The sequence below is a fragment of the Streptomyces winkii genome (genome assembly GCF_032248595.1).
GTDB classification, from domain to species: Bacteria; Actinomycetota; Actinomycetes; order Streptomycetales; family Streptomycetaceae; genus Streptomyces; species Streptomyces winkii.
On record NZ_JASTTH010000002.1, the window covers coordinates 927735 to 946508 of the forward strand.

Sequence of the window (18774 nt, forward strand, 5' to 3'; positions counted from 1 at the left end):
ATGGAGAGACGCCTTGGAGCAATTCATCCCATGATTCTATGATGGGTTCCATGGTTACGACGGAGGACGGCCCGAAGCGCACCGCCCGCGATGCGAAGACCCCGGCGTTCGGGGCCACTTCACGCGGAGCACGACGTGGACCCGGAGCCGGAACCGTACGTGGACTTGGACTCGGACGTGGCCGTGGACGTGGGCCCGGGCAGCCCGCCTCGCCCGCGTCGCGCGACCCGGGCTCCGGCGCCGCCCCGCGCTGGGTGGTCCGGCTCGTCGCCCTCGGTCTCCTCCTGGCCGCGCTCAACCTCCGTCCGGCCATATCGGCGCTCGGCCCGCTGCTCAAGGAGGTCCGCGACGACCTGGGCATGAGCGGTGCCGTGGCAGGACTGCTCACCTCCGTGCCCGCCCTGTGCTTCGCCGTCTTCGGCAGCCTCGCTCCCCGGCTCGCGCGCCGCCGCGGGCCCGCTCCCGTGGTGCTCGCGGGCATGGTCACGATCACGGCCGGCCTGGCGCTGCGGCCGCTGGCCGGGAGCACGGCCGTCTTTCTGGCCGCGAGCGCGCTCGCCCTCGCCGGCATCGCGGTCAGCAACGTGCTGATGCCCGTCGTCGTCAAGCGCTGGTTCCCCACCCGTGTCGGCTCGATGACGGGTCTGTACTCGATGGGGCTCTCCCTCGGCACATCCTGCGCGGCGGCCGTGACCGTGCCCATGACCGGTGCCCTGGGCGGCAGTTGGCGTGCCGGACTCGGCGCGTGGGCGCTGCTCGGGGTGCTCGCCATTCTGCCGTGGGCCCTGGTCCTGAAGGATCCGGCGAGCCGTCGTCCGGAGTCGCCGCCCCCGGCGGAGAGCCGCTCCGAGGCACCTTCCGGTTCCGAGGCACCTTCCGGTTCCGAGGCGCCATCCGCCTCCGAGGCACCTTCCGGTTCCGAGGCGCCGAGCCGCCCCGAGGCGACGTCCGCCGGCGAAGGCTCCCGCATACGCATCGGCAGCTCGCCGACCGCCTGGGCGCTCGGAGCGTTCTTCGGACTCCAGGCGTCCGCCGCGTACATCATCATGGGCTGGCTGCCGGAGATCTTCCGTGACGCGGGCGTCTCCGCCTCGTCCGCCGGTCTGATGCTCGCCGTCACGATGGGCATGGGGGTGCCACTCGCCTTCGTCGTCCCGCGCCTCGCGGCCCGGATGCGGCACCAGGGCCCGCTCGTCGTGGCCCTCGGCGTGTGCGGTCTCACCGGCTATGCGGGCCTGTGGCTCGCTCCGGCCGGGGGCGCGTGGCTGTGGGCGCTGCTGCTGGGCGTCTCCAACTGCGCCTTCCCCGTTGCCCTTACGATGATCGGCCTCCGGTCGCGCTCCAGCGCCGGCGTGGTCAAGCTCTCCGCCTTCGCGCAGAGCACGGGGTATCTGCTCTCCATTCCCGGCCCGCTGCTCGTCGGGGTGCTGCACGACGCCGCGGGCGGCTGGCACGTACCGCTGGTGCTGATGACGGCGCTGATGCTCGCGCAGACGGTGACGGGCGTACTGGCGGGACGGGACCGCGTGATCGAGGACGGCTGCTAGAGCGCGCCGCCCGGGAGGGCAACGGGCAGCCCACGTGCCGGCCAACGGCTCGCGCGGGCGCGTCACATGCGTCCTACGGCCTTGCCGCCCGCGTCGCCTCCCGGCAGCAACCCGGCCCGCTCCCCGGTCCACCTGACCAGAGCGTCAGGCCGTAGTGCGAGACTGGCCGCATGCCAGTGCTCGAACCCGATCCGCAGAACGGGCAGAAGAAGCTGCTCCTCATCGTCGCCCTGATCTTCGGGATCATGATCCTCATCGGGATCGTCGCGACCCTCGCCGCTCCCTGACACACGGCCGCGCCGCCGCGATGGTGGTGCTGGCCCCACCACCCCTAGGGGGGCCGGGTCAGGGGGAAGTGGGTGGATCACCGGATGGGGCCGGCGCCTCCGCGTCCGTAACGTCGCATCACACCAGCGACGACCCCGGAAACAGGGAGGCGAGCCCATGGCCACCGCCCGAGCCCGCAGCCGACGCTCCGTGTCCCCGGCGCAGCCGGCACGGCAGCACTCGCCGCCCGGCGCGCACGCAACGCGGCTGCCGTGGTGGGCGGCCGCCCTGCCCGTCCTCGCCTTCGTGCTGCTGCTGGCGCTGCTGCTCGGCGGATCGGAGGCCGGCGCCGCGCAGCGGCAGGCGGGAGGCGCCGGGGGAGAGGTGATCGTCGCCGTCCTGGAGCGTGTGGCCCAGGCGTTGCTGGGCTGACGAGCGGGAGCCGCGCACCTCCGCGTCCTTCTGTGCACGTCAACACCCTCCGCCCAGCACCGTTTTTCGTGCGAAGCTGGGGAACATGAGCGTCGATGTGCCCCGCAGTATCGTCCTTGTCCGGCACGCGAAGGCCGACTGGCCGGATGTGGCGGACCACGAGCGCCCCCTCGCCGACCGCGGCCGCAAGGACGCCCCGGCCGTCGGTGAGTGGCTCGCCACGCACGGCATCGCTCCCGGACTGACCCTCTGCTCGACAGCCGTACGCACCCGTGAGACCTGGAAACTGGCCGCCAACCATCTGCCCCAGCGACCCAAGACCGTCTACGAGGAGCGTCTCTACGACGCCTCGCCCGGCGAGATCATCGCCCTGCTGAACGATGTGTCGGAGGAGGTCCAAGATCTCCTCGTCATCGGGCACAACCCCGGAATCCAGGGCGTCGCCGAGGCTCTCACCGGCGACGCCAAGAGTGAGGTGCTGGAGCGCATGACGCGCAACGGCTTCCCCACCTCCACGGTCGCGGTGCTGCGCTTCGACGGCTCCTGGAAGTCCGTCGAGCCGGGCGTCGCGACCCTCACCGACTACTGGGAGCCGCACGAGCCCCCGGAGTGACCCGAATCCGAACTCCCGCCGAGGTGGCCCCCGTCCGTGATCGTCCCGGGCGGGGGCCACCGGCGTCCGCGGTTCCGGGTACGCGCTACTCGCCCTGCTCGTCCTGCGCGCGCGGCCCGGCGGCGTCGTCCTCGTCGTCCTCGCCGTCGCAGTCGGCGGCCTCGACCTCTTCCCGCGTCACCCCGAGCAGATACAGGACGGTGTCCAGGAAGGGCACGTTGACCGCGGTGTGCGCTGCCTCCCGTACCAAGGGCTTGGCGTTGAACGCCACGCCGAGACCGGCCGCGTTGAGCATGCCGAGGTCGTTGGCGCCGTCCCCGATCGCGACCGTCTGTGCCAGCGGTACGCCCGCCTCCGAGGCGAAGCGGCGCAGCAGCCGCGCCTTGCCCTCGCGGTCCACGATGTCGCCGGTGACACGGCCGGTGAGCTTGCCGTCGACGACCTCCAGGGTGTTGGCGGCGGCGAAGTCGAGGCCCAGCTCCTCCTGGAGCGCGTCGGTGACCTGCGTGAACCCGCCCGAGACGATGCCCACTTGGTATCCGAGACGCTTGAGGGTGCGTACGAGCGTGCGCGCGCCGGGCGTGAGCCGTACGTCCTTGCGCACCTTGTCCACGACGGAGACGTCGAGACCCTTCAGCAGCGCCACGCGCGCGTGGAGGGACTGCTCGAAGTCCAGCTCGCCGCGCATCGCGCGGGCCGTGACCTCGGCGACCTCGTCCTCGCATCCGGCGTGCGCCGCGAAGAGCTCGATCACCTCGTCCTGGATCAGGGTGGAGTCGACGTCCATGACGACCAGCCGCTGCGCCCGGCGCTGGAGCCCCGAGGCGACCACCGCGATGTCGACGCCGTGCTTGGCGGCCTCCAGCGCGAGGGCGGTGCGCAGAGCGGGCGTCTCGGCTCCGGACACGTCGAACTCGACTGCCGTGACCGGGTACTTGGCGAGCCGGAAGATGCGGTCGATGTTGCCGCCCGTAGCGGTGATGCTGGCGGCGATCGTGGCCGTCGAACCGGCGGTCAGCGGCTGCCCCAGCACGGTGACATGCGAACGGCCCGTGCCGCGCGGCTGGTTGTCGCCGGTACCGGAGATGATCTCGGCTTCGAGGCCCATCGACTCGGCCCAGCCGTGCACGGTGGCCCTCAGCTCGCCCTCGCTGGCCGTGCCCGTCGGATGCGCGGCGGCGCTGCCCGCGACGGCGCCGGGAGCGGTGACCAGTGCGCACAGCGTGATGCGGCCCCGGGTCACGAGCTGTTCGATGTCGACGACCTCTACGGAGAAGGCGGCGAGGGTCTCGAAGAGTCCGGCGGTGATGCCCGGCCGGTCCTTTCCGAAGATCTTCACCAGGAGGGTGGGGGTGTCGGCGTACGAGGGCGGGGTGGCCGGCGATGTGGTCATGGTGCTGCCAACGGTATCGCTGTGGGGCGCGAGACACCTCCCGGGGGCTCACACCTACGGCGAAGCTCTCCGCAAGCCTCGCCCCTCCCGCTGCGCGCGCTCACCGGCTCCTCTGAGCAGCCCTCTTTCGCGTCCGCGGAAGGGGCTGTCCCCGGCCTGTCACAGCTGACGTGGGGTTGTGACATGGGGCGACTTCCTGTCAGGGGGCGGGGCCTGAAATAGTTCCCCACGATGTTCGCCATCCCTAGGCTCCCCGCGCAGGGAGTCACTCGGGGGACAACTTTGTGGGGCATGGAGTGCCGGAACTCGTACTGGAATTGAACGGAAAAACCTGGACCCTCGAACCGTCCAGACCGTATCGCGTGGGGCGCGATCCGCAGGGGGACGTGGTGATCGACGACGCCAGGGTCTCCTGGCGGCACGCCACCATCCGGTGGGGCGGTCAGAGCTGGGTCATCGAGGACCAGGGCAGCACCAACGGCTCGTACGTACAAGGGCAGAAGATCCAGCAGATGGAGCTCCGCCCCGGCATGAGCGTGCACTTGGGGAACGCGACCGACGGGCCGAGGCTCGATCTCTCGGGCAGCGGGGCACAGGCTCCGCACGCGGCGGGCCAGGGTGCGCAGCGAGCCGCGGAGCCGCAGCAGCAGGGAGTCGGGGCCGGGGGCCCCCGGTCGCCGAGGGCGGGAGCCGCACAGGCACCGCCGCAGCAGCCGCACCAGCCTCAGCAGCAGCCACCCCAGCAGCACCCGGGATGGCACCAGCAGCCCCAGCAACAGCAACAGCAACCGCATCCGCAACAGCAGCCGCAGGGCTGGCAGCAGCGGCCCCAACAGCCGCACCCGCAGCAGCAACCCGGTGTGCCGCAGCAGCAGGGCTACCCCGGGCAGCAGCCCGTACAGCCCCACCCGCAGCAGGGCCGGATACCGCAGCAGGCCGCCGGGCAGCAGGCCGCACCCGGGCAGGGCGCGCCTCGCGGCGGCCACGGCGGCGACCGCAGCCCGACCACGTTCCACCAGTTCGCGCTGGGCCGGGTCATGCGGATCGGCCGCGCCCTGGAGAACGAACTGGTCGTCTCCGACCTCCAGGTCTCCCGGCACCACGCCGAGTTCCACGCGTCGCCCGAGGGGCGCTTCGAGATCCACGACCTGGGCTCGCACAACGGGACGTACGTCAACGGCCAGCCGCTGCCCAAGTCCGGCTCCGCGGTGATCACTCCGCAGGACACCGTCGGCGTCGGCCACTCCACCTTCCGCCTCGTCGGCGACCGGCTCGAAGAATTCGTCGACACCGGTGAGGTCACCTTCTCCGCCCGCCACCTCACGGTGAAGGTCGACAACGGGAAGGTCATCCTCGACAACGTCACCTTCGGCGTTCCCGAGAAGTCGCTCATCGGCGTCATCGGGCCGTCCGGCTCCGGCAAGTCGACGCTGCTGCGCGCGCTGACCGGCTACCGCCCGGCGGACGTCGGCGAGGTCCTCTACGACAACCGGAACCTCTACCAGCACTTCGCCGAGCTGCGGCAGCGCATCGGCCTGGTCCCGCAGGACGACATCCTGCACAAGGAGCTGAGGGTCCGCACCGCACTGCGCTACGCGGCCCGTCTGCGCTTCCCCGGCGACGTCGCCGAGGCCGAGCGCAACGCCCGCGTGGAGGAGGTGCTGGCCGAACTGAAGCTGGACGTCCACGCCGACAAGAAGGTCACCTCCCTCTCCGGCGGCCAGCGCAAGCGCGTCTCCGTCGCCCTGGAGCTGCTCACCAAGCCGTCGCTGATCTTCCTGGACGAGCCCACCTCCGGCCTCGACCCGGGCATGGACCGCGACGTCATGCAGCTGCTGCGCGGACTCGCCGACGACGGCCGCACGGTGCTCGTCGTCACCCACTCCGTGGCCGAACTCGGCCTGTGCGACAAGCTGTTGGTGATGGCGCCCGGCGGCGGCGTCGCCTACTTCGGCCCGCCCGAGGAGGCGCTCAACTTCTTCGGCTACGCGACCTGGGCGGACGTCTTCTCCGCCTTCGAGAACTACCGCGACTACGACTGGATGGGCCGCTGGCACGGCTCGCAGCACTACCAGATGTACGCGGCCGACCTCGACTCCGTCACCCCGCAGCAGGCCCAGCAGGTGCAGGCACCGCCGGCCCGTACGCAGAAACCGCAGAGCTGGGGCTCGCAGTTCTGGACGCTGGTGCGCCGCTACGTCTCGGTCATCGCCTCGGACAAGGGCTTCCTCGCGCTCACGGTGATCCTCCCCGTCGTGCTCGGCGGCGTCAGCACCCTCATCCCGAGCGACTACGGCCTGGGCTACGGCCCGTTGAAGAGCGGCAGAACGAACCGCGACGCGAGCACGATCATGCTCATCCTCGCCGTCGGCATGTGCTTCTCCGGCGCGGCCAACTCCGTACGGGAACTGATCAAGGAGCGCGTCATCTACGAGCGCGAACGGGCCACCGGCCTCTCGCGTTCGGCGTATCTGATGTCCAAGGTGCTCGTGCTCGGAATCGTCACCGCCCTGCAAGGCGTGATCATCTCCGCGATCGGATTCGTCCCGCGCGAGCTGCCCGCGGAGGGCGTGATCGGCGAGGACCTCCCCGCCGTCGAGATGACGCTCGCCGTGATCACGCTCGGCTTCACCTCGATGATGTTCGGCCTCATCATCTCCTCGCTGGTGAAGACGGCGGAGAAGACCATGCCGCTGCTGGTCATGTTCGCCATCGTCCAAGTCGTCTTCACCGGCGTGCTGTTCCAGCTCTTCGACACCCCGGGAGTCGGCCAGTTCTCCTGGTTGATGCCGTCCCGCTGGGCCGTCGCCGCGATGGGCGCCACGGCCGACATGAACACGCTGCTGCCGTGGGAGCGCGGCAACCCGGACCCGCTGTGGGAGCACACGGCCGGTACGTACGTACTGGACATGGCGGTCCTGCTGGGCCTCGGCGTGGCCCTGGTCTTCGTCGTGGCACGGCTGCTGCGCCGCCACGAACCGGAGGTCATGCGCAAGTAGCGCGGGCGCACCGGCAACCGTCACACACGGAGGCGGCGGCACCCCGATGGGATGCCGCCGCCTCCGGCGCTTCGCGCGCAGCGACCGTGGTCGCGCTCACGGACCGGGATGCGCGGCCCCCAGCCCGTACGGCCGCCGGCTCAGTACCAGTTGTTGGACTGCCAGAAGGACCACGCGCCGCAGGGGCTGCCGTAGCGGTCCTCCATGTAGTTCAGCCCCCACTTGACCTGCGTGGCCGCGTTGTTGCGCCAGTCCGGGCCCGCCGAGGACATCTTGGAGCCGGGCAGGGCCTGCACGAGCCCGTACGCTCCGCTGGGGTTCTGCGCGTGCACGTCCCAGCCGCTCTCCCGCTCCACGATCTGGGAGAAGCACTGGAACTGCGACTCGTCGCCGATGATCTGCCGTGCGATCTGCTGCGGTGAGCCCGACGGCGCCTTCGCCTTGCTGCGCTGGGCCGAGCGGCTCGCCGCCAGCCTGCGCTCACGGTCCCGCTCTGCCTTCTTCACAGCTGCTTCGTGCCGTGCCTCTGCCCTGGCTTCGGCCTTCCTGCGTGCCTCCGCCTTCGCGTGGGCGCGTGCGCGGTCGTCGGCGGCGGAGGTCTGAGCGTCGATGCTCGCCTTCTGCTGTGCCGGGCCGTCGGCGGCGGTCTGCAGTGCGACGGACTGGGCCGTCATCTCCGATCCGGCAGTCACGCTTCCGCTGCTCTTCTGACCTGGTACGACGGTGAACGCGAAGGCGGTAACACCGACGGCTGCGGCTCCGGTCGCCGCAGAGATCTTGTGCAGACGGGACAGCCTGCCGTGGCGTTCGGGATTGGGAACGCTCATGGGAGGAAACCTCTTCCAGTTCGCGGACCGCAGCGACAGTGGCCGCTGCGGCGGCAGACATTCTCAGCTGCCGTCAGTCACCGGGCAAAAATCACCATTACTAACCTTGGTAGTGGATTTGGAGCAGAGCGGATGCCTTGACGTGCCTGCGCTGCACGTCCCTTCAGTCGACAACATCTACTAAGTACGGCCGTACGTGATCTGGGTCCTATGCGGCGACTCACACCACACACCCGGTTACATTTACGCAGTGTGTAGAAGCTATAAACTCAGGGTCACACTGCTGGTCGCTGGTCCTAGGTCTCCGGACCCCCGTCCCATCCCCGCTCCGGGCCGATCCGCGGGGCTTCCCCCGCCGGTACCGTGACAGCATGCTCCGCAGCTCAGGGCTCGCCGCCGTCAGCGCCGCGATCCTCGCCATGAACAGGCAACTCGAGGTGCGCGACGTCCTCCAGACGATCGTCGCCTCGGCCCGTGATCTGCTCGACGCCGAGTACGCGGCCCTCGGCGTTCCCGACGACCACGACGGCTTCGCCCAGTTCGTGGTGGACGGGGTGACGGAGGACCAGTGGAAGTCCATCGGCCCACTGCCCCGCCAGCACGGCATCCTCGCCGCGATGCTCCACGAGGCCACCCCCCAGCGGCTCGCCGACGTACGCACGGACCCCCGCTTCGGCGGCTGGCCCCGCGCACACCCGGAGCTCGCCGACTTCCTCGGGATGCCCATCGCCGACGGCGAGGAGGTCCTGGGCGCGCTCTTCCTCGCCAACAAGAGGTGCGCACCCGGCACAGAACCGGCCCGGGGTGCGGCGGCCGACGGGGGCGCGGCGCCCGTCCGCGGCTGCGCCTTCACCGAGGAGGACGAGCTGTTGCTGCGCCTCCTCGCCCAGCACGCCGCCATCGCCCTGACCAACGCACGCCTCTACGAGCGCAGTCGCGAGCTGACCATCGCGCGCGAGCGCGCCCGGATCGGCCACGACCTGCACGACGCCGTCGCGCAGAAGCTCTTCTCGCTGCGCCTCACCGCCCAGGCGGCGACCGCGCTGGTCGACCGCGACCCGGCCCGCGCCAAGGACGAACTCCACGAGATCGACCGCCTCGCCGCCGAGGCCTCGGAGGAACTGCGCGCCGCCGTCATCGAGCTGCGCCCCGCCGCCCTCGACGAGGACGGGCTCGTCGCCACCCTCCGCACCCAGACCCAGGTCCTCGACCGCGCACACACCGCCGAGGTCACCTTCGTCAGTGAGGGCGCCACGCGCGCCCTGCCCGCCGCACAGGAAGAGGCACTGCTCCGCGTCGCCCAGGAGGCCCTGCACAACGCCCTGCGCCACGCGGCGGCTTCGCGCGTCGGCGTCACCCTCGCCTACGGCGGCGCGGGAGCGCGGCTGCGCGTCACCGACGACGGACTCGGCTTCGACCCGCAGGCGGTGCGCAAGGCGGGACGCCACCTGGGCCTGGTCTCGATGCGCGACAGGGCGGGCGGCGTCGGCGGCACCCTGACCGTCGAATCCGAGCCCGGCAAGGGAGCGGTGATCGAGCTGGAGGTGCCCGGTGGCTGACCCGATCCGCGTGCTGATCGTCGACGATCACCAGGTCGTACGGCGCGGACTGCGCACCTTCCTGGAGATCCAGGACGACATCGAGGTGGTCGGCGAGGCCGCCGACGGCGACGAAGGGGTGGCGCGCGCCCAGGAGTTGGGCCCCGACATCGTCCTCATGGACGTGAAGATGCCCGGCACGGACGGCATCGAGGCGCTGCGCGAGCTGAGGCGGCTCCAGAACCCGGCCCGCGTCCTCGTCGTCACCAGCTTCACGGAGCAGCGCACCGTCGTCCCCGCCCTGCGTGCCGGAGCGGCCGGCTACGTCTACAAGGACGTCGACCCCGACGCCCTCGCCGGTGCCATCCGCTCCATATACGCGGGCCATGTGCTTCTCCAGCCGGAGGTCGCCGGGGCGCTGCTCTCCGACGAAGCGGGCGGAGGCGGAAGCGCCAGCGCCGGCCGGGGCTCGGTGCTCACCGAGCGCGAGCGCGAGGTGCTGGAACTGATCGCGGACGGCAGATCCAACCGCGAGATCGCCCGGGAGCTGGTGCTCTCGGAGAAGACGGTCAAGACCCACGTGTCGAACATCCTGATGAAGCTGGACCTCGCCGACCGTACGCAGGCGGCGCTGTGGGCCGTGCGGCACGGGCTGACGAACTGACGGGAGGAGGCTCACGAACCGACGGGCGCAGGCGGGCCGTCACGTACACATGTGCTCGCCGGGCAGTGTCCGCCGGATCCGGCAGCGCCCTTCGCCACTCACGAGTTCTTGCGTTCCAGCTCCTCCGCGTAGGCGTTGTACGCCGCGACCTGCGCGCGCCTCGCCGTCCGCTCCACGGGCCGCAGCGCCTCCCCACGCGCCGCGATCTGCGAGGCGCTCACCGCGCCGCCGTGCTCACGGCCGTCCCCCGCGATGCCGGCTGCGCCGAGTGCGGGCCCGCCCTCGTCCCCGTACGCGATCCCGACGAGCGCCCGCACCCGCTGCGCCAGCTCCAGCACCCGCACCGCCCGCGGCGGATACCCGGGTGCCAGGAGCTGCCTCCCGGCCTCCATGCGCGCCCGGTACGCGTCCAGCGCCGCGTTCGCCACCGGGCCCGAGCCGGCCACGTCCAGCTCCGTGAGCACATCGGTCGCCTCCCGCATGGCCTCGGCCAGTTCGCGCTCCGCCTCGCTGAGCGAGGGCACGTCGGCGGGCGGCGCCTCCCGTACGGGCAGGCAGTGCCAGGCGACCTCCACGTGGACGTCTCCCTCGGGCCCGGCCTCGAACACCTCGGGCACCAGCCCGAGCCCGGCGCCCGCCGCGATCACGGCCTCACCGGCCTCCAGGGCGCGGGAGTTGAACTCCGGGGGCCCGCTCAGCCCCAGCGGATGGCCCGGCACGGGCAGCGCGACCCGCAGCCCGCGCGTGCCCAGAGTCCGCAGCCGCCCCAGCGCCAGCGTCAGGCCGGCGGTCTCCGGCTCGGAATCCGCGTACGGACCCGGAGAAGCGGGAAGCCCCACCACGCGGTGCACCACGTCCTCGCCGACGATCCGCTGTGCGGCCTCATCGGGCGAGACGAGAGCGGCGAACAGAGCATTTCCCCAAGCGGCCAGGCGTCCCGAACGAGGTTCATCGAGCATGACCCCAGCCTAGGGAACGGGCCCTCGAACGCGTGGCGTAGGTTTGCCTGGGGACTCTGCTCACAAGGCACGGGTAACGGCGACTGCATTGGGAGACAACGCGCTCATGAGCGAAGTACTGGAGCTGGTGGACGTATCCGTGGTCCGCGACGGCCACGCTCTGCTGGACGATGTCTCCTGGTCGGTCAAGGAAGGCGAACGCTGGGTCATCCTCGGTCCCAACGGCGCGGGGAAGACCACCCTGCTCAACCTCGCGTCCAGCTACCTCTTCCCCAGTACGGGCAGCGCCACCGTCCTCGGTGACAAGCTCGGCGCCGTCGACGTCTTCGAACTCCGCCCCCGCATCGGCATGGCCGGCATCGCAATGGCGGAAAAGCTCCCGCGCTCCCAGACCGTGCTGCGCACCGTGCTCACCGCCGCGTACGGCATGACGGCGCACTGGCAGGAGGAGTACGAGGAGGTCGACGAGGAGCGGGCGCTGGCTTTCCTCGACCGGCTCGGCATGACCGAATACCTCGACCGCAAGTTCGGCACCCTCTCCGAGGGCGAGCGCAAGCGCACCCTCATCGCGCGCGCCATGATGACCGACCCCGAACTGCTCCTGCTGGACGAGCCCGCGGCGGGCCTCGACCTCGGCGGCCGCGAGGATCTGGTGCGCAGACTGGGACGGCTCGCGCGCGACCCGTACGCACCCTCGATGCTCATGGTCACGCACCACGTCGAGGAGATCGCCCCCGGATTCACGCACGTACTGATGATCCGTCAGGGGCAGGTGCTCGCCGCCGGCCCGATCGAGACCGAACTGACCTCGCGCAACCTCTCGCGCTGCTTCGGACTGCCGCTCGTGGTGGAGAACCGGGGCGAGCGCTGGACCGCTCAGGGTCTGCCGCTGAGCTGATCGCAGGCCTACCATGTCCATGTGGATGCATGGATCTGGTGGTTGATAGCCGCCGTGGGGCTGGGAATTCCACTCGTCCTCACCGCTATGCCCGAGTTCGGCATGCTCGCCATGGGCGGCGTCGCCGGAGCCGTCACGGCGGGGCTGGGCGGCGGAATGGTGGCCCAGGTCCTCGTCTTCGCCGTCGTCTCGACGGCACTGATCGTCGTCGTGCAGCCGGTCGCCCGGCGCTCCCGCAGGGAGCACCCGAAGCTCAGCAGCGGTGTGGACGCGCTCCGCGGTCGCCAGGCGACGGTGCTGGAACGGGTCGACGGGCAGGGCGGAAGGATCAAGCTCGCCGGCGAGGTGTGGTCGGCACGCGCCCTGGACGGGGGAGAGGCCTACGAGCCCGGCTCACAGGTCGACGTGGTGGAGATCGACGGAGCCACGGCGGTCGTGATGGGATGATCGGCGACAGCGAACCTCAACAACCGCGAGTACACGGCGACTTGCGGTGGGACGATTCTCTCGTCGGCCCGGACGACGTCATATCGGTGACACACATGCAGGGGGGCGGATGGACGCCATCATCATTGTCCTGATCATTCTGGTGGTGCTGGTCTTCATCGCACTCATCAAGACGATCCAGGTCATCCCGCAGGCGAGCGCCGCCATCGTGGAGCGCTTCGGCCGCTACACCCGCACCCTCAACGCGGGCCTGAACATCGTGGTTCCCTTCATCGACACGGTGCGCAACAGGGTCGACCTGCGCGAACAGGTCGTGCCCTTCCCTCCGCAGCCCGTCATCACCCAGGACAACCTGGTCGTCAACATCGACACCGTCATCTATTACCAGGTGACCGACGCCCGCGCCGCGACGTACGAGGTCGCCAGCTACATCCAGGCGATCGAGCAGCTCACGGTGACCACGCTCCGCAACATCATCGGCGGCATGGACCTGGAGCGGACGCTCACCTCCCGCGAGGAGATCAACGCCGCCCTGCGCGGTGTGCTCGACGAGGCCACCGGCAAGTGGGGCATCCGCGTCAACCGCGTCGAGCTGAAGGCCATCGAGCCGCCGACCTCCATCCAGGACTCGATGGAGAAGCAGATGCGCGCCGACCGCGACAAGCGCGCGGCGATCCTCCAGGCCGAAGGTGTACGGCAGTCGGCGATCCTCACCGCCGAGGGCGAGAAGCAGTCCTCGATCCTGCGCGCGGAAGGTGAGGCCCGCTCGGCGGCGCTGCGCGCCGAGGGCGAGGCCCAGGCCATCCGTACGGTCTTCGAGTCCATCCACGCCGGTGACCCCGACCAGAAGCTGCTCTCGTACCAGTACCTCCAGATGCTCCCGAAGATCGCCGAGGGCGACGCCAACAAGCTCTGGATCGTCCCCAGCGAGATCGGTGACGCGCTGAAGGGGCTCGGCGGAGCGCTGGACGGCTTCAAGCCCGGCGGAGGCAACGGCGGTGCGGCCACCGGCGGCGGAGGTCAGGCCGCCGGCATGGTGAAGCCCCCTCGGGAGAGCCCGAAGCTCGACTGAGCCCGGCTCGGCCCGGGTTCGGATCTGGCGCCCGGGTCCGGACCGAGCCCCGGAGACGCACGCCAGAAGCCCCTCCGGCATGATCAGTGTGTACGGCACTGATCTCGAAGGGGCTTCGCGTGACGATCTGGGAGGCGGTGGCGGTCTGCGCCGCGGGCGTCGGCGCGGGTGCGATCAACACCGTCGTCGGCTCCGGCACGCTGCTCACGTTTCCGGTGCTGCTCGCCGTCGGGCTCCCGTCGGTCACCGCCAACGTGTCGAATGCGCTCGGCCTCGTCCCCGGGTCGGTCAGCGGCGCCATCGGATACAGACGTGAACTGCGCGGCCAGAGGCGGCGCGTGCTGGTGCTGAGCGCCGTCGCGTTCGTCGGCGCGCTCGTGGGCGCCGTCCTGCTGGTGGCCCTGCCCTCCAGCGCCTTCGACAAGATCGTCCCGGCGCTCATCGGGATCGCGCTGCTCCTCGTGGCCGTCCAGCCGTGGCTCGCCCGCGTCGCGGAACGCCGCCGCGAGAAGCACGGCACGACAGCGCGCCCGAACGGGGGCGTCATGCTGTCGACGGGGATGCTGTTCTCGAGCGCCTACGGCGGCTACTTCGGGGCCGCCCAGGGCATCATCTACCTCGCGCTGATGGGGCTCTTCCTCGACGAGCCCTTGCAGCGGATCAACGCCGTGAAGAACGTACTCGGCGCCCTGGTCAACGCCACGGCCGCCGTCTTCTTCCTCTTCGTCGCCGACTTCGACTGGACGGCGGTCCTGCTCATCGCCGTGAGCAGCGCGGTCGGCGGCCAGTTCGGCGCCCTCGTGGGACGCAGACTTCCGCCGACCGCGCTGCGGGTGATCGTCGTGACGGTCGGTGTCGCGGCGATCATTCAGCAACTGCTGCGCTGAGTACGGCAGTTCGGCGCGCGCCGCCGTCCGGTCAGGCCGTTGCGGGCAGCGCCGGCGCGGAGACGCGGGCGCTGGGAACGGCGAGCCACTCCGGCAGACCCTCCCCGTCCTTGAGGCCGAGTGCGAGCAGCAGAGCGTCCGCCGGCGTCGGCTCGAAGGGCTTGACCGACAGAGCCATCCCGGCCTGCGCCGGTGTCCGGTCCGCCTTGCGGTGGTTGTCCGCCGCGCAGGCCGCGACGGTGTTGAGCCAGGTGTCACGGCCGCCCTGTGAACGCGGCACCACATGGTCCACCGTGGTCGCCCGGCGTCCGCAGTACGCGCACCGGTGCCGGTCACGTACGAGGACGCCGCGCCGCGACCACGGCGCGCGTTGTCGGAACGGCACGCGCACGTATCTGCACAGTCTGATCACCTGCGGTACGGGCAGATCGACGCTCGCCGCCCGCACACGGAGACCGGGATGAGCGTGCTCCACGACGGCCTTGTCCTGCATGACCAGCACCACGGCACGGCGCAGCGACACCGTCGACAGCGGCTCGAAGCTCGCGTTCAGGATCAGCGTCTCGCGCATGCCCTCCACCTCCCGGTTCCCGACCGCCTCCTGCGGCGGTGGCCCCACTCTGCCGCCGTCCCGATCACCGGACAACGCAATTTCCGCCCGCCGTACGGAAGTCGACGGCCATACGACGGGCCGGTGAAAAGGGAAGGAAGAACGCGAACCACAAAGAAGGAGAAACGGAAAACCGGGGAAGTCGCGGAAACCCTGAAAACGCGAAACAGCGCGGAAGACCGGACGCAAGGACGGGAGGGAAAGCCGGGCGGGAGCCGAAGGGCAGTCGGCGCGGTCGCCGGCCCCCGGCCAGGCTCCGGCGGACGGCCGGCGCAGACACAAGCGCCCCGCCGCCCCCGCACTGCGGTGCCGACTGCCCGGCACCACAGTGCGATCCGGGAACGACGGGACGCAACGGAATTTCAGTCGGGCGCCCCGACTCCGCCGCCGGTTCAGCTCCCGGCGGGCTCCTCGTGCAGACCGATCAGCTGGGCCCTGCCGATCGTCTTGAAACGCAGATTGAATCCGACGAAGGCGGGGGAGGCGTCGGCGTCCGGCCCGAGCTTCTCGTCCTGCACGGCGTAGACCGTGAAGACGTAGCGGTGCGGACCGTCGCCGGGCGGCGGCGCGGCCCCGCCGAAGTCCCGCGTGCCGAAGTCGTTGCGCACGTGCACGGCCCCCTCGGGCAGCCCTGCCATGTCGCCCGTCGCCGCACCCGCGGGCAGCTCCGTCACGGAGACGGGGATGTCGAAGACGGACCAGTGCCAGAAGCCGCTGCCCGTCGGGGCGTCGGGATCGAAGCACGTGACGGCGAAGCTCCGGGTGTCCGCGGGGAAGCCCTCCCAGCGCAGATGAGGGGAGGTGTTCCCCTTCGCGTACAGCTGGTCCGGCCGCAGCCGCCCGCCCTCCGAGACGTCGTCGCTCACCACCTGGAAAGAGGCGACGGGCGGATGGAAGTCGTGCGGGAGCGGCGGCTGCTTCTGCTCGGTCACGTCGGTACCTCCTGATGGCGCGAATCGCTGCACCGGCCAGCCTAACGAGCCGTTGTCCGGGTCTTTGCCACCATGGGTCGCACGACGAGACCTCAAAGCGGTGGTGCGACGATGACCAGTCCAGTGGACCTGCCTGAACTGCCCGAGCTGCCCGACGGCGGTCTGCCGGGCCTCTTCGACGGCTCCGTGCCCCCTGGGGTGTACCGCTGCGCATCCGTCGGCCCCGACGTCCTGATGCAGGCGGACGCCGCGAACTGGACCGGCGCCGTGATCGACCTCAGCGACGTCACCGACAAGACCGAGTTCATGAACCGCTGCGCCACCGGCCTCGAACTCCCCGGCTGGTTCGGCCACAACTGGGACGCGCTCGCCGACTCCCTGACCGACCTCTCCTGGTGGGGAGAGACCGGCGGATACCTGCTGATGACCGCGGGCTGGCCCGGCTTCGAACAGGCCGACCCCAAGGCCGCCGCCACCGCCGTGAACGTCTTCACGGCGGCGGTCGGCTACTGGGCGGTGCGGGACGCACCGCTGTCGGTGCTCCTCGGCTGACCCCGCCGCACGACGCGACGCCGGCGGCAGGCTCAGGCCCGGACTCACAGCCAGTTGCGGCGCCCTCCGACCTCCGTGAGCCACTGGTTGATGAAGGCCGTCCAGTCGGTCTGGTGGAAGTCCGTCAGGTCGACCTGGAACGCGCGGTACGAGTCGCTGCCCCCCGTGAAGATCCCCGGCGTCTTGTCCATCTCCATGACGACGTCCATCTGACGGCCGTCCGCGACGAACGACAGCTCCACCTGCGAGAGCCCCCGGTACTGCTGGGGCGCCAGGAACTCGATCTCCTGGTAGAAGGGCAGCTGCTGCCGCGTACCCCGGATCCGGCCCTTCTCCATGTCGGCCGCCTTGAAGCGGAAGCCGAGCGTACCGAAGGAGTCCAGGATCGCCTGCTGGGCGGGGAGCGCATGGACGTTCACGGGGTCGATGTCCGTGGAGTCGACGGCCTGGGCGATGGCCAGCTCCGTCGACACCCCGATGCTCATCCCGGTCAGCTGCTGCCCCATGAACATCGTGATCGGTGTCTCCCACGGAACCTCCAGCTGGAAGGGCACCGTGTGCCTGGCACCCTCCTTCAGCTCCAGAGCACCGCCCAGCTGCTGCCTGCCGAACTCGATGTTCTGCTTCAGCTCGCCGTCGTTGGTCTCCACCTCGACCTTCGCCATGAGACCGACGGACAGCCCCTGTATCTGCTGGTCGACCGACCCCGCCTCTATGTGGACCTCACCCTGCACCACGCCACCCGGCACCACGTTCGGTTCGTGGAGGACCGTGTCCACAGACGCACTCCCGACCCCCAAGCTCGCGAACAGCTTCTTGAAACCCATCTCTCAAGTCCCTCCCAGGCACTTACCTGTGCGCCTCTTCTGTCACTCATGACGTACTGGACGTCCTCCGGTACGAGGTACGCCCAGCGACGGCCGGCGGTTCCGGCATCAGAGCAGGATCATCGGACCACCGGCCGGATGCACAGCCCTCCGGCTCCGTTACCCTCGGTCGGCATGATCACCGGCGGAGACCGTACGCGAAGGAACGACGACAGCCACACACCGCTGCACCGTTCTTTCTTCGATCGCCCTGTCCTGGAGGTCGCCCCCGAGCTCCTCGGGCGGTATCTCGTCCGTACGGCGCCGGACGGACGGATCGTCCTGCGCATCACAGAAGTGGAGGCCTACGCGGGGGAGGCCGACCCCGGATCGCACGCGTACAAGGGGAGGACCCAGCGCAACTCCACGATGTTCGGCCCGCCCGGGCACGCGTACGTCTACTTCATCTACGGCATGTGGTTCAGCCTCAACCTGGTCTGCGGCGCCGAGGGCCACGCGAGCGGTGTGCTGCTGCGCGCCGGGGAGGTCCTGACGGGCGAGGAACACGCACGGAAGCGACGCCCGAAGGCAAAGAAGCACACGGAACTGGCCAAGGGCCCGGCCCGGCTGGCGACGGCCCTGGATGTGGACCGCACCCTGAACGGCACCGACGTCTGCGCCACGGACGAGCACGCTCCGCTCCGCGTTCTCACTGGTGAGCCCTCCGACGGCGGCCGCCTCCGCAGCGGTCCCCGCACCGGCGTGGGGGGAGCCGGGGCGGTCCACCCCTGGCGCTACTGGATCGACGAGGACCTCACCGTGAGCCCTTACCGGCCACATCAACCCAGGCGGCGTCCAAGGTCGCTTGACTCTGGGGGTCCGAAGACCTAACGTTGACAGAGTCGCTGAAACGGATAGGCGGTAGCCACGGCTTCAAGCCGAGGAGACGCGGCCCCGGAAGTGACCAAACACTACCTACGACTTCCCCAACGGGGTCGGCTTTTGGCGTGCCAAAAACCGACCGTGAGGATTCCGATTAGGAACCTCCGAGGGAATCCGCTAAAGTAGTGACACCGAGAGGGATGCGCCCGGAGTGGCCCTGGGATATGGGTTGTGATGGAAGCGTTCGTTCTTTGAGAACTCAACAGTGTGCCAAAAGTCAACGCCAGATATGTTGATACCCCGTAGCCCCCGCGTTGGTTTGTGGGGGTGGGGATTTCTTTGATTTGCTTGGATTCGGTGCGTGCGGGGTGATTCCTCTCGTGTGTGCCGGCTCTTGGTGATGTTTTTTGGAGCATTCACGGAGAGTTTGATCCTGGCTCAGGACGAAC

At 70.1% G+C, this 18774-nt stretch carries 19 protein-coding genes; 13 read left to right on the forward strand and 6 right to left on the reverse strand.

All coding sequences use genetic code 11. The annotated features are described in order from the left end of the window. The first annotated feature begins 41 nt into the window (after window positions 1-41). The 4 genes from QQM67_RS08340 to QQM67_RS08355 all read left to right on the forward strand — a co-directional run bounded on the left by QQM67_RS08340 (window position 42) and on the right by QQM67_RS08355 (window position 2859). Complete coding sequence (locus QQM67_RS08340) at window positions 42-1547, forward strand: CynX/NimT family MFS transporter (protein ID WP_399065761.1); 1506 nt, start codon at window positions 42-44, stop codon at window positions 1545-1547. Between the two features lie 170 nt (window positions 1548-1717). After that, window positions 1718-1834 carry an SGM_5486 family transporter-associated protein gene (locus QQM67_RS08345; RefSeq protein WP_314172953.1) on the forward strand — a complete coding sequence of 39 codons (117 nt, stop codon included), beginning with the start codon at window positions 1718-1720 and terminating at the stop codon, window positions 1832-1834. A gap of 157 nt (window positions 1835-1991) precedes the next feature. Further along, a complete protein-coding gene (locus QQM67_RS08350; RefSeq protein WP_314172954.1) occupies window positions 1992-2246 on the forward strand; it encodes a hypothetical protein in 255 nt (84 codons plus the stop codon). A gap of 85 nt (window positions 2247-2331) precedes the next feature. Beyond that, complete coding sequence (locus QQM67_RS08355; protein ID WP_314172955.1) at window positions 2332-2859, forward strand: SixA phosphatase family protein; 528 nt, start codon at window positions 2332-2334, stop codon at window positions 2857-2859. 85 nt (window positions 2860-2944) lie between these two features. Here QQM67_RS08355 and serB read toward each other — a convergent pair whose 3' ends face one another. Continuing rightward, a complete protein-coding gene (gene serB / locus QQM67_RS08360) occupies window positions 2945-4252 on the reverse strand; it encodes a phosphoserine phosphatase SerB (protein WP_314172956.1) in 1308 nt (435 codons plus the stop codon). A gap of 284 nt (window positions 4253-4536) precedes the next feature. Between serB and QQM67_RS08365 the strand changes: the two genes are divergently transcribed. Beyond that, complete coding sequence (locus QQM67_RS08365; RefSeq protein ID WP_314172957.1) at window positions 4537-7251, forward strand: ABC transporter ATP-binding protein/permease; 2715 nt, start codon at window positions 4537-4539, stop codon at window positions 7249-7251. A gap of 140 nt (window positions 7252-7391) precedes the next feature. On the opposite strand, the gene QQM67_RS08370 is transcribed toward QQM67_RS08365, so the two are convergent. Beyond that, entirely contained in the window at window positions 7392-8078 is a 687-nt protein-coding gene (locus QQM67_RS08370) for an aggregation-promoting factor C-terminal-like domain-containing protein (protein WP_314172958.1), read from the reverse strand. Window positions 8079-8449: 371 nt separating this feature from the next. Between QQM67_RS08370 and QQM67_RS08375 the strand changes: the two genes are divergently transcribed. Further along, window positions 8450-9637 (forward strand): GAF domain-containing sensor histidine kinase, encoded by a 1188-nt coding sequence (locus tag QQM67_RS08375; RefSeq protein ID WP_314172959.1) that lies wholly within the window; start codon window positions 8450-8452, stop codon window positions 9635-9637. After that, entirely contained in the window at window positions 9630-10280 is a 651-nt protein-coding gene (locus QQM67_RS08380; protein ID WP_314172960.1) for a response regulator transcription factor, read from the forward strand. Before QQM67_RS08375 ends, QQM67_RS08380 begins: the two co-directional genes overlap by 8 nt. Window positions 10281-10378: 98 nt before the next feature. Here the strand turns inward: QQM67_RS08380 and QQM67_RS08385 are convergent, their stop codons facing one another. Next, window positions 10379-11239 (reverse strand): hypothetical protein, encoded by an 861-nt coding sequence (locus QQM67_RS08385; RefSeq protein ID WP_314172961.1) that lies wholly within the window; start codon window positions 11237-11239, stop codon window positions 10379-10381. Window positions 11240-11345: 106 nt separating this feature from the next. Between QQM67_RS08385 and QQM67_RS08390 the strand changes: the two genes are divergently transcribed. The 4 genes from QQM67_RS08390 (at window position 11346) to QQM67_RS08405 (ending at window position 14543) form a co-directional block, all read left to right on the forward strand. Further along, entirely contained in the window at window positions 11346-12137 is a 792-nt protein-coding gene (locus tag QQM67_RS08390) for an ABC transporter ATP-binding protein (protein ID WP_314172962.1), read from the forward strand. Between the two features lie 21 nt (window positions 12138-12158). After that, the gene (locus QQM67_RS08395; RefSeq protein WP_314172963.1) at window positions 12159-12584 is read left to right on the forward strand and encodes an NfeD family protein; all 426 of its coding nucleotides are present in this window, start codon (window positions 12159-12161) and stop codon (window positions 12582-12584) included. 109 nt (window positions 12585-12693) lie between these two features. Continuing rightward, on the forward strand, window positions 12694-13656 hold the full coding sequence (locus QQM67_RS08400; protein ID WP_314172964.1) for an SPFH domain-containing protein: 963 nt from the start codon (window positions 12694-12696) through the stop codon (window positions 13654-13656). A 119-nt stretch (window positions 13657-13775) separates the two neighbouring features. Then, window positions 13776-14543: a sulfite exporter TauE/SafE family protein gene (locus QQM67_RS08405; RefSeq protein WP_314172965.1), complete on the forward strand. Its 768-nt coding sequence runs from the start codon at window positions 13776-13778 to the stop codon at window positions 14541-14543. A gap of 31 nt (window positions 14544-14574) precedes the next feature. Here the strand turns inward: QQM67_RS08405 and QQM67_RS08410 are convergent, their stop codons facing one another. Beyond that, window positions 14575-15114, reverse strand: coding sequence for an HNH endonuclease (locus tag QQM67_RS08410; RefSeq protein ID WP_314172966.1), 540 nt, complete (start codon window positions 15112-15114; stop codon window positions 14575-14577). A 431-nt stretch (window positions 15115-15545) separates the two neighbouring features. After that, complete coding sequence (locus tag QQM67_RS08415; RefSeq protein WP_314172967.1) at window positions 15546-16085, reverse strand: YbhB/YbcL family Raf kinase inhibitor-like protein; 540 nt, start codon at window positions 16083-16085, stop codon at window positions 15546-15548. Window positions 16086-16196: 111 nt separating this feature from the next. Between QQM67_RS08415 and QQM67_RS08420 the strand changes: the two genes are divergently transcribed. Further along, complete coding sequence (locus QQM67_RS08420; RefSeq protein ID WP_314172968.1) at window positions 16197-16637, forward strand: barstar family protein; 441 nt, start codon at window positions 16197-16199, stop codon at window positions 16635-16637. A gap of 44 nt (window positions 16638-16681) precedes the next feature. Here the strand turns inward: QQM67_RS08420 and QQM67_RS08425 are convergent, their stop codons facing one another. After that, window positions 16682-17464, reverse strand: coding sequence for a sporulation protein (locus QQM67_RS08425; RefSeq protein ID WP_314172969.1), 783 nt, complete (start codon window positions 17462-17464; stop codon window positions 16682-16684). A 174-nt stretch (window positions 17465-17638) separates the two neighbouring features. Here QQM67_RS08425 and QQM67_RS08430 point away from each other — a divergent pair, with 174 nt between their 5' ends. Next, window positions 17639-18334 (forward strand): DNA-3-methyladenine glycosylase, encoded by a 696-nt coding sequence (locus QQM67_RS08430; RefSeq protein WP_314172970.1) that lies wholly within the window; start codon window positions 17639-17641, stop codon window positions 18332-18334. The last annotated feature ends 440 nt before the right edge of the window (window positions 18335-18774 follow it).

What these genes read in the sequence shown, in the direction of transcription:
- QQM67_RS08385 (WP_314172961.1), bottom strand. Translation starts at nt 11,239, where the DNA reads ATGCTCGATGAACCTCGTTCGGGACGCCTGGCCGCTTGGGGAAATGCT.
- QQM67_RS08355 (WP_314172955.1), top strand. Translation starts at nt 2,332, where the DNA reads ATGAGCGTCGATGTGCCCCGCAGTATCGTCCTTGTCCGGCACGCGAAG.
- QQM67_RS08390 (WP_314172962.1), top strand. Translation starts at nt 11,346, where the DNA reads ATGAGCGAAGTACTGGAGCTGGTGGACGTATCCGTGGTCCGCGACGGC.
- serB (WP_314172956.1), bottom strand. Translation starts at nt 4,252, where the DNA reads ATGACCACATCGCCGGCCACCCCGCCCTCGTACGCCGACACCCCCACC.
- QQM67_RS08425 (WP_314172969.1), bottom strand. Translation starts at nt 17,464, where the DNA reads ATGGGTTTCAAGAAGCTGTTCGCGAGCTTGGGGGTCGGGAGTGCGTCT.
- QQM67_RS08430 (WP_314172970.1), top strand. Translation starts at nt 17,639, where the DNA reads ATGATCACCGGCGGAGACCGTACGCGAAGGAACGACGACAGCCACACA.
- QQM67_RS08345 (WP_314172953.1), top strand. Translation starts at nt 1,718, where the DNA reads ATGCCAGTGCTCGAACCCGATCCGCAGAACGGGCAGAAGAAGCTGCTC.
- QQM67_RS08420 (WP_314172968.1), top strand. Translation starts at nt 16,197, where the DNA reads ATGACCAGTCCAGTGGACCTGCCTGAACTGCCCGAGCTGCCCGACGGC.
- QQM67_RS08340 (WP_399065761.1), top strand. Translation starts at nt 42, where the DNA reads ATGGGTTCCATGGTTACGACGGAGGACGGCCCGAAGCGCACCGCCCGC.
- QQM67_RS08400 (WP_314172964.1), top strand. Translation starts at nt 12,694, where the DNA reads ATGGACGCCATCATCATTGTCCTGATCATTCTGGTGGTGCTGGTCTTC.
- QQM67_RS08410 (WP_314172966.1), bottom strand. Translation starts at nt 15,114, where the DNA reads ATGCGCGAGACGCTGATCCTGAACGCGAGCTTCGAGCCGCTGTCGACG.
- QQM67_RS08350 (WP_314172954.1), top strand. Translation starts at nt 1,992, where the DNA reads ATGGCCACCGCCCGAGCCCGCAGCCGACGCTCCGTGTCCCCGGCGCAG.
- QQM67_RS08370 (WP_314172958.1), bottom strand. Translation starts at nt 8,078, where the DNA reads ATGAGCGTTCCCAATCCCGAACGCCACGGCAGGCTGTCCCGTCTGCAC.
- QQM67_RS08375 (WP_314172959.1), top strand. Translation starts at nt 8,450, where the DNA reads ATGCTCCGCAGCTCAGGGCTCGCCGCCGTCAGCGCCGCGATCCTCGCC.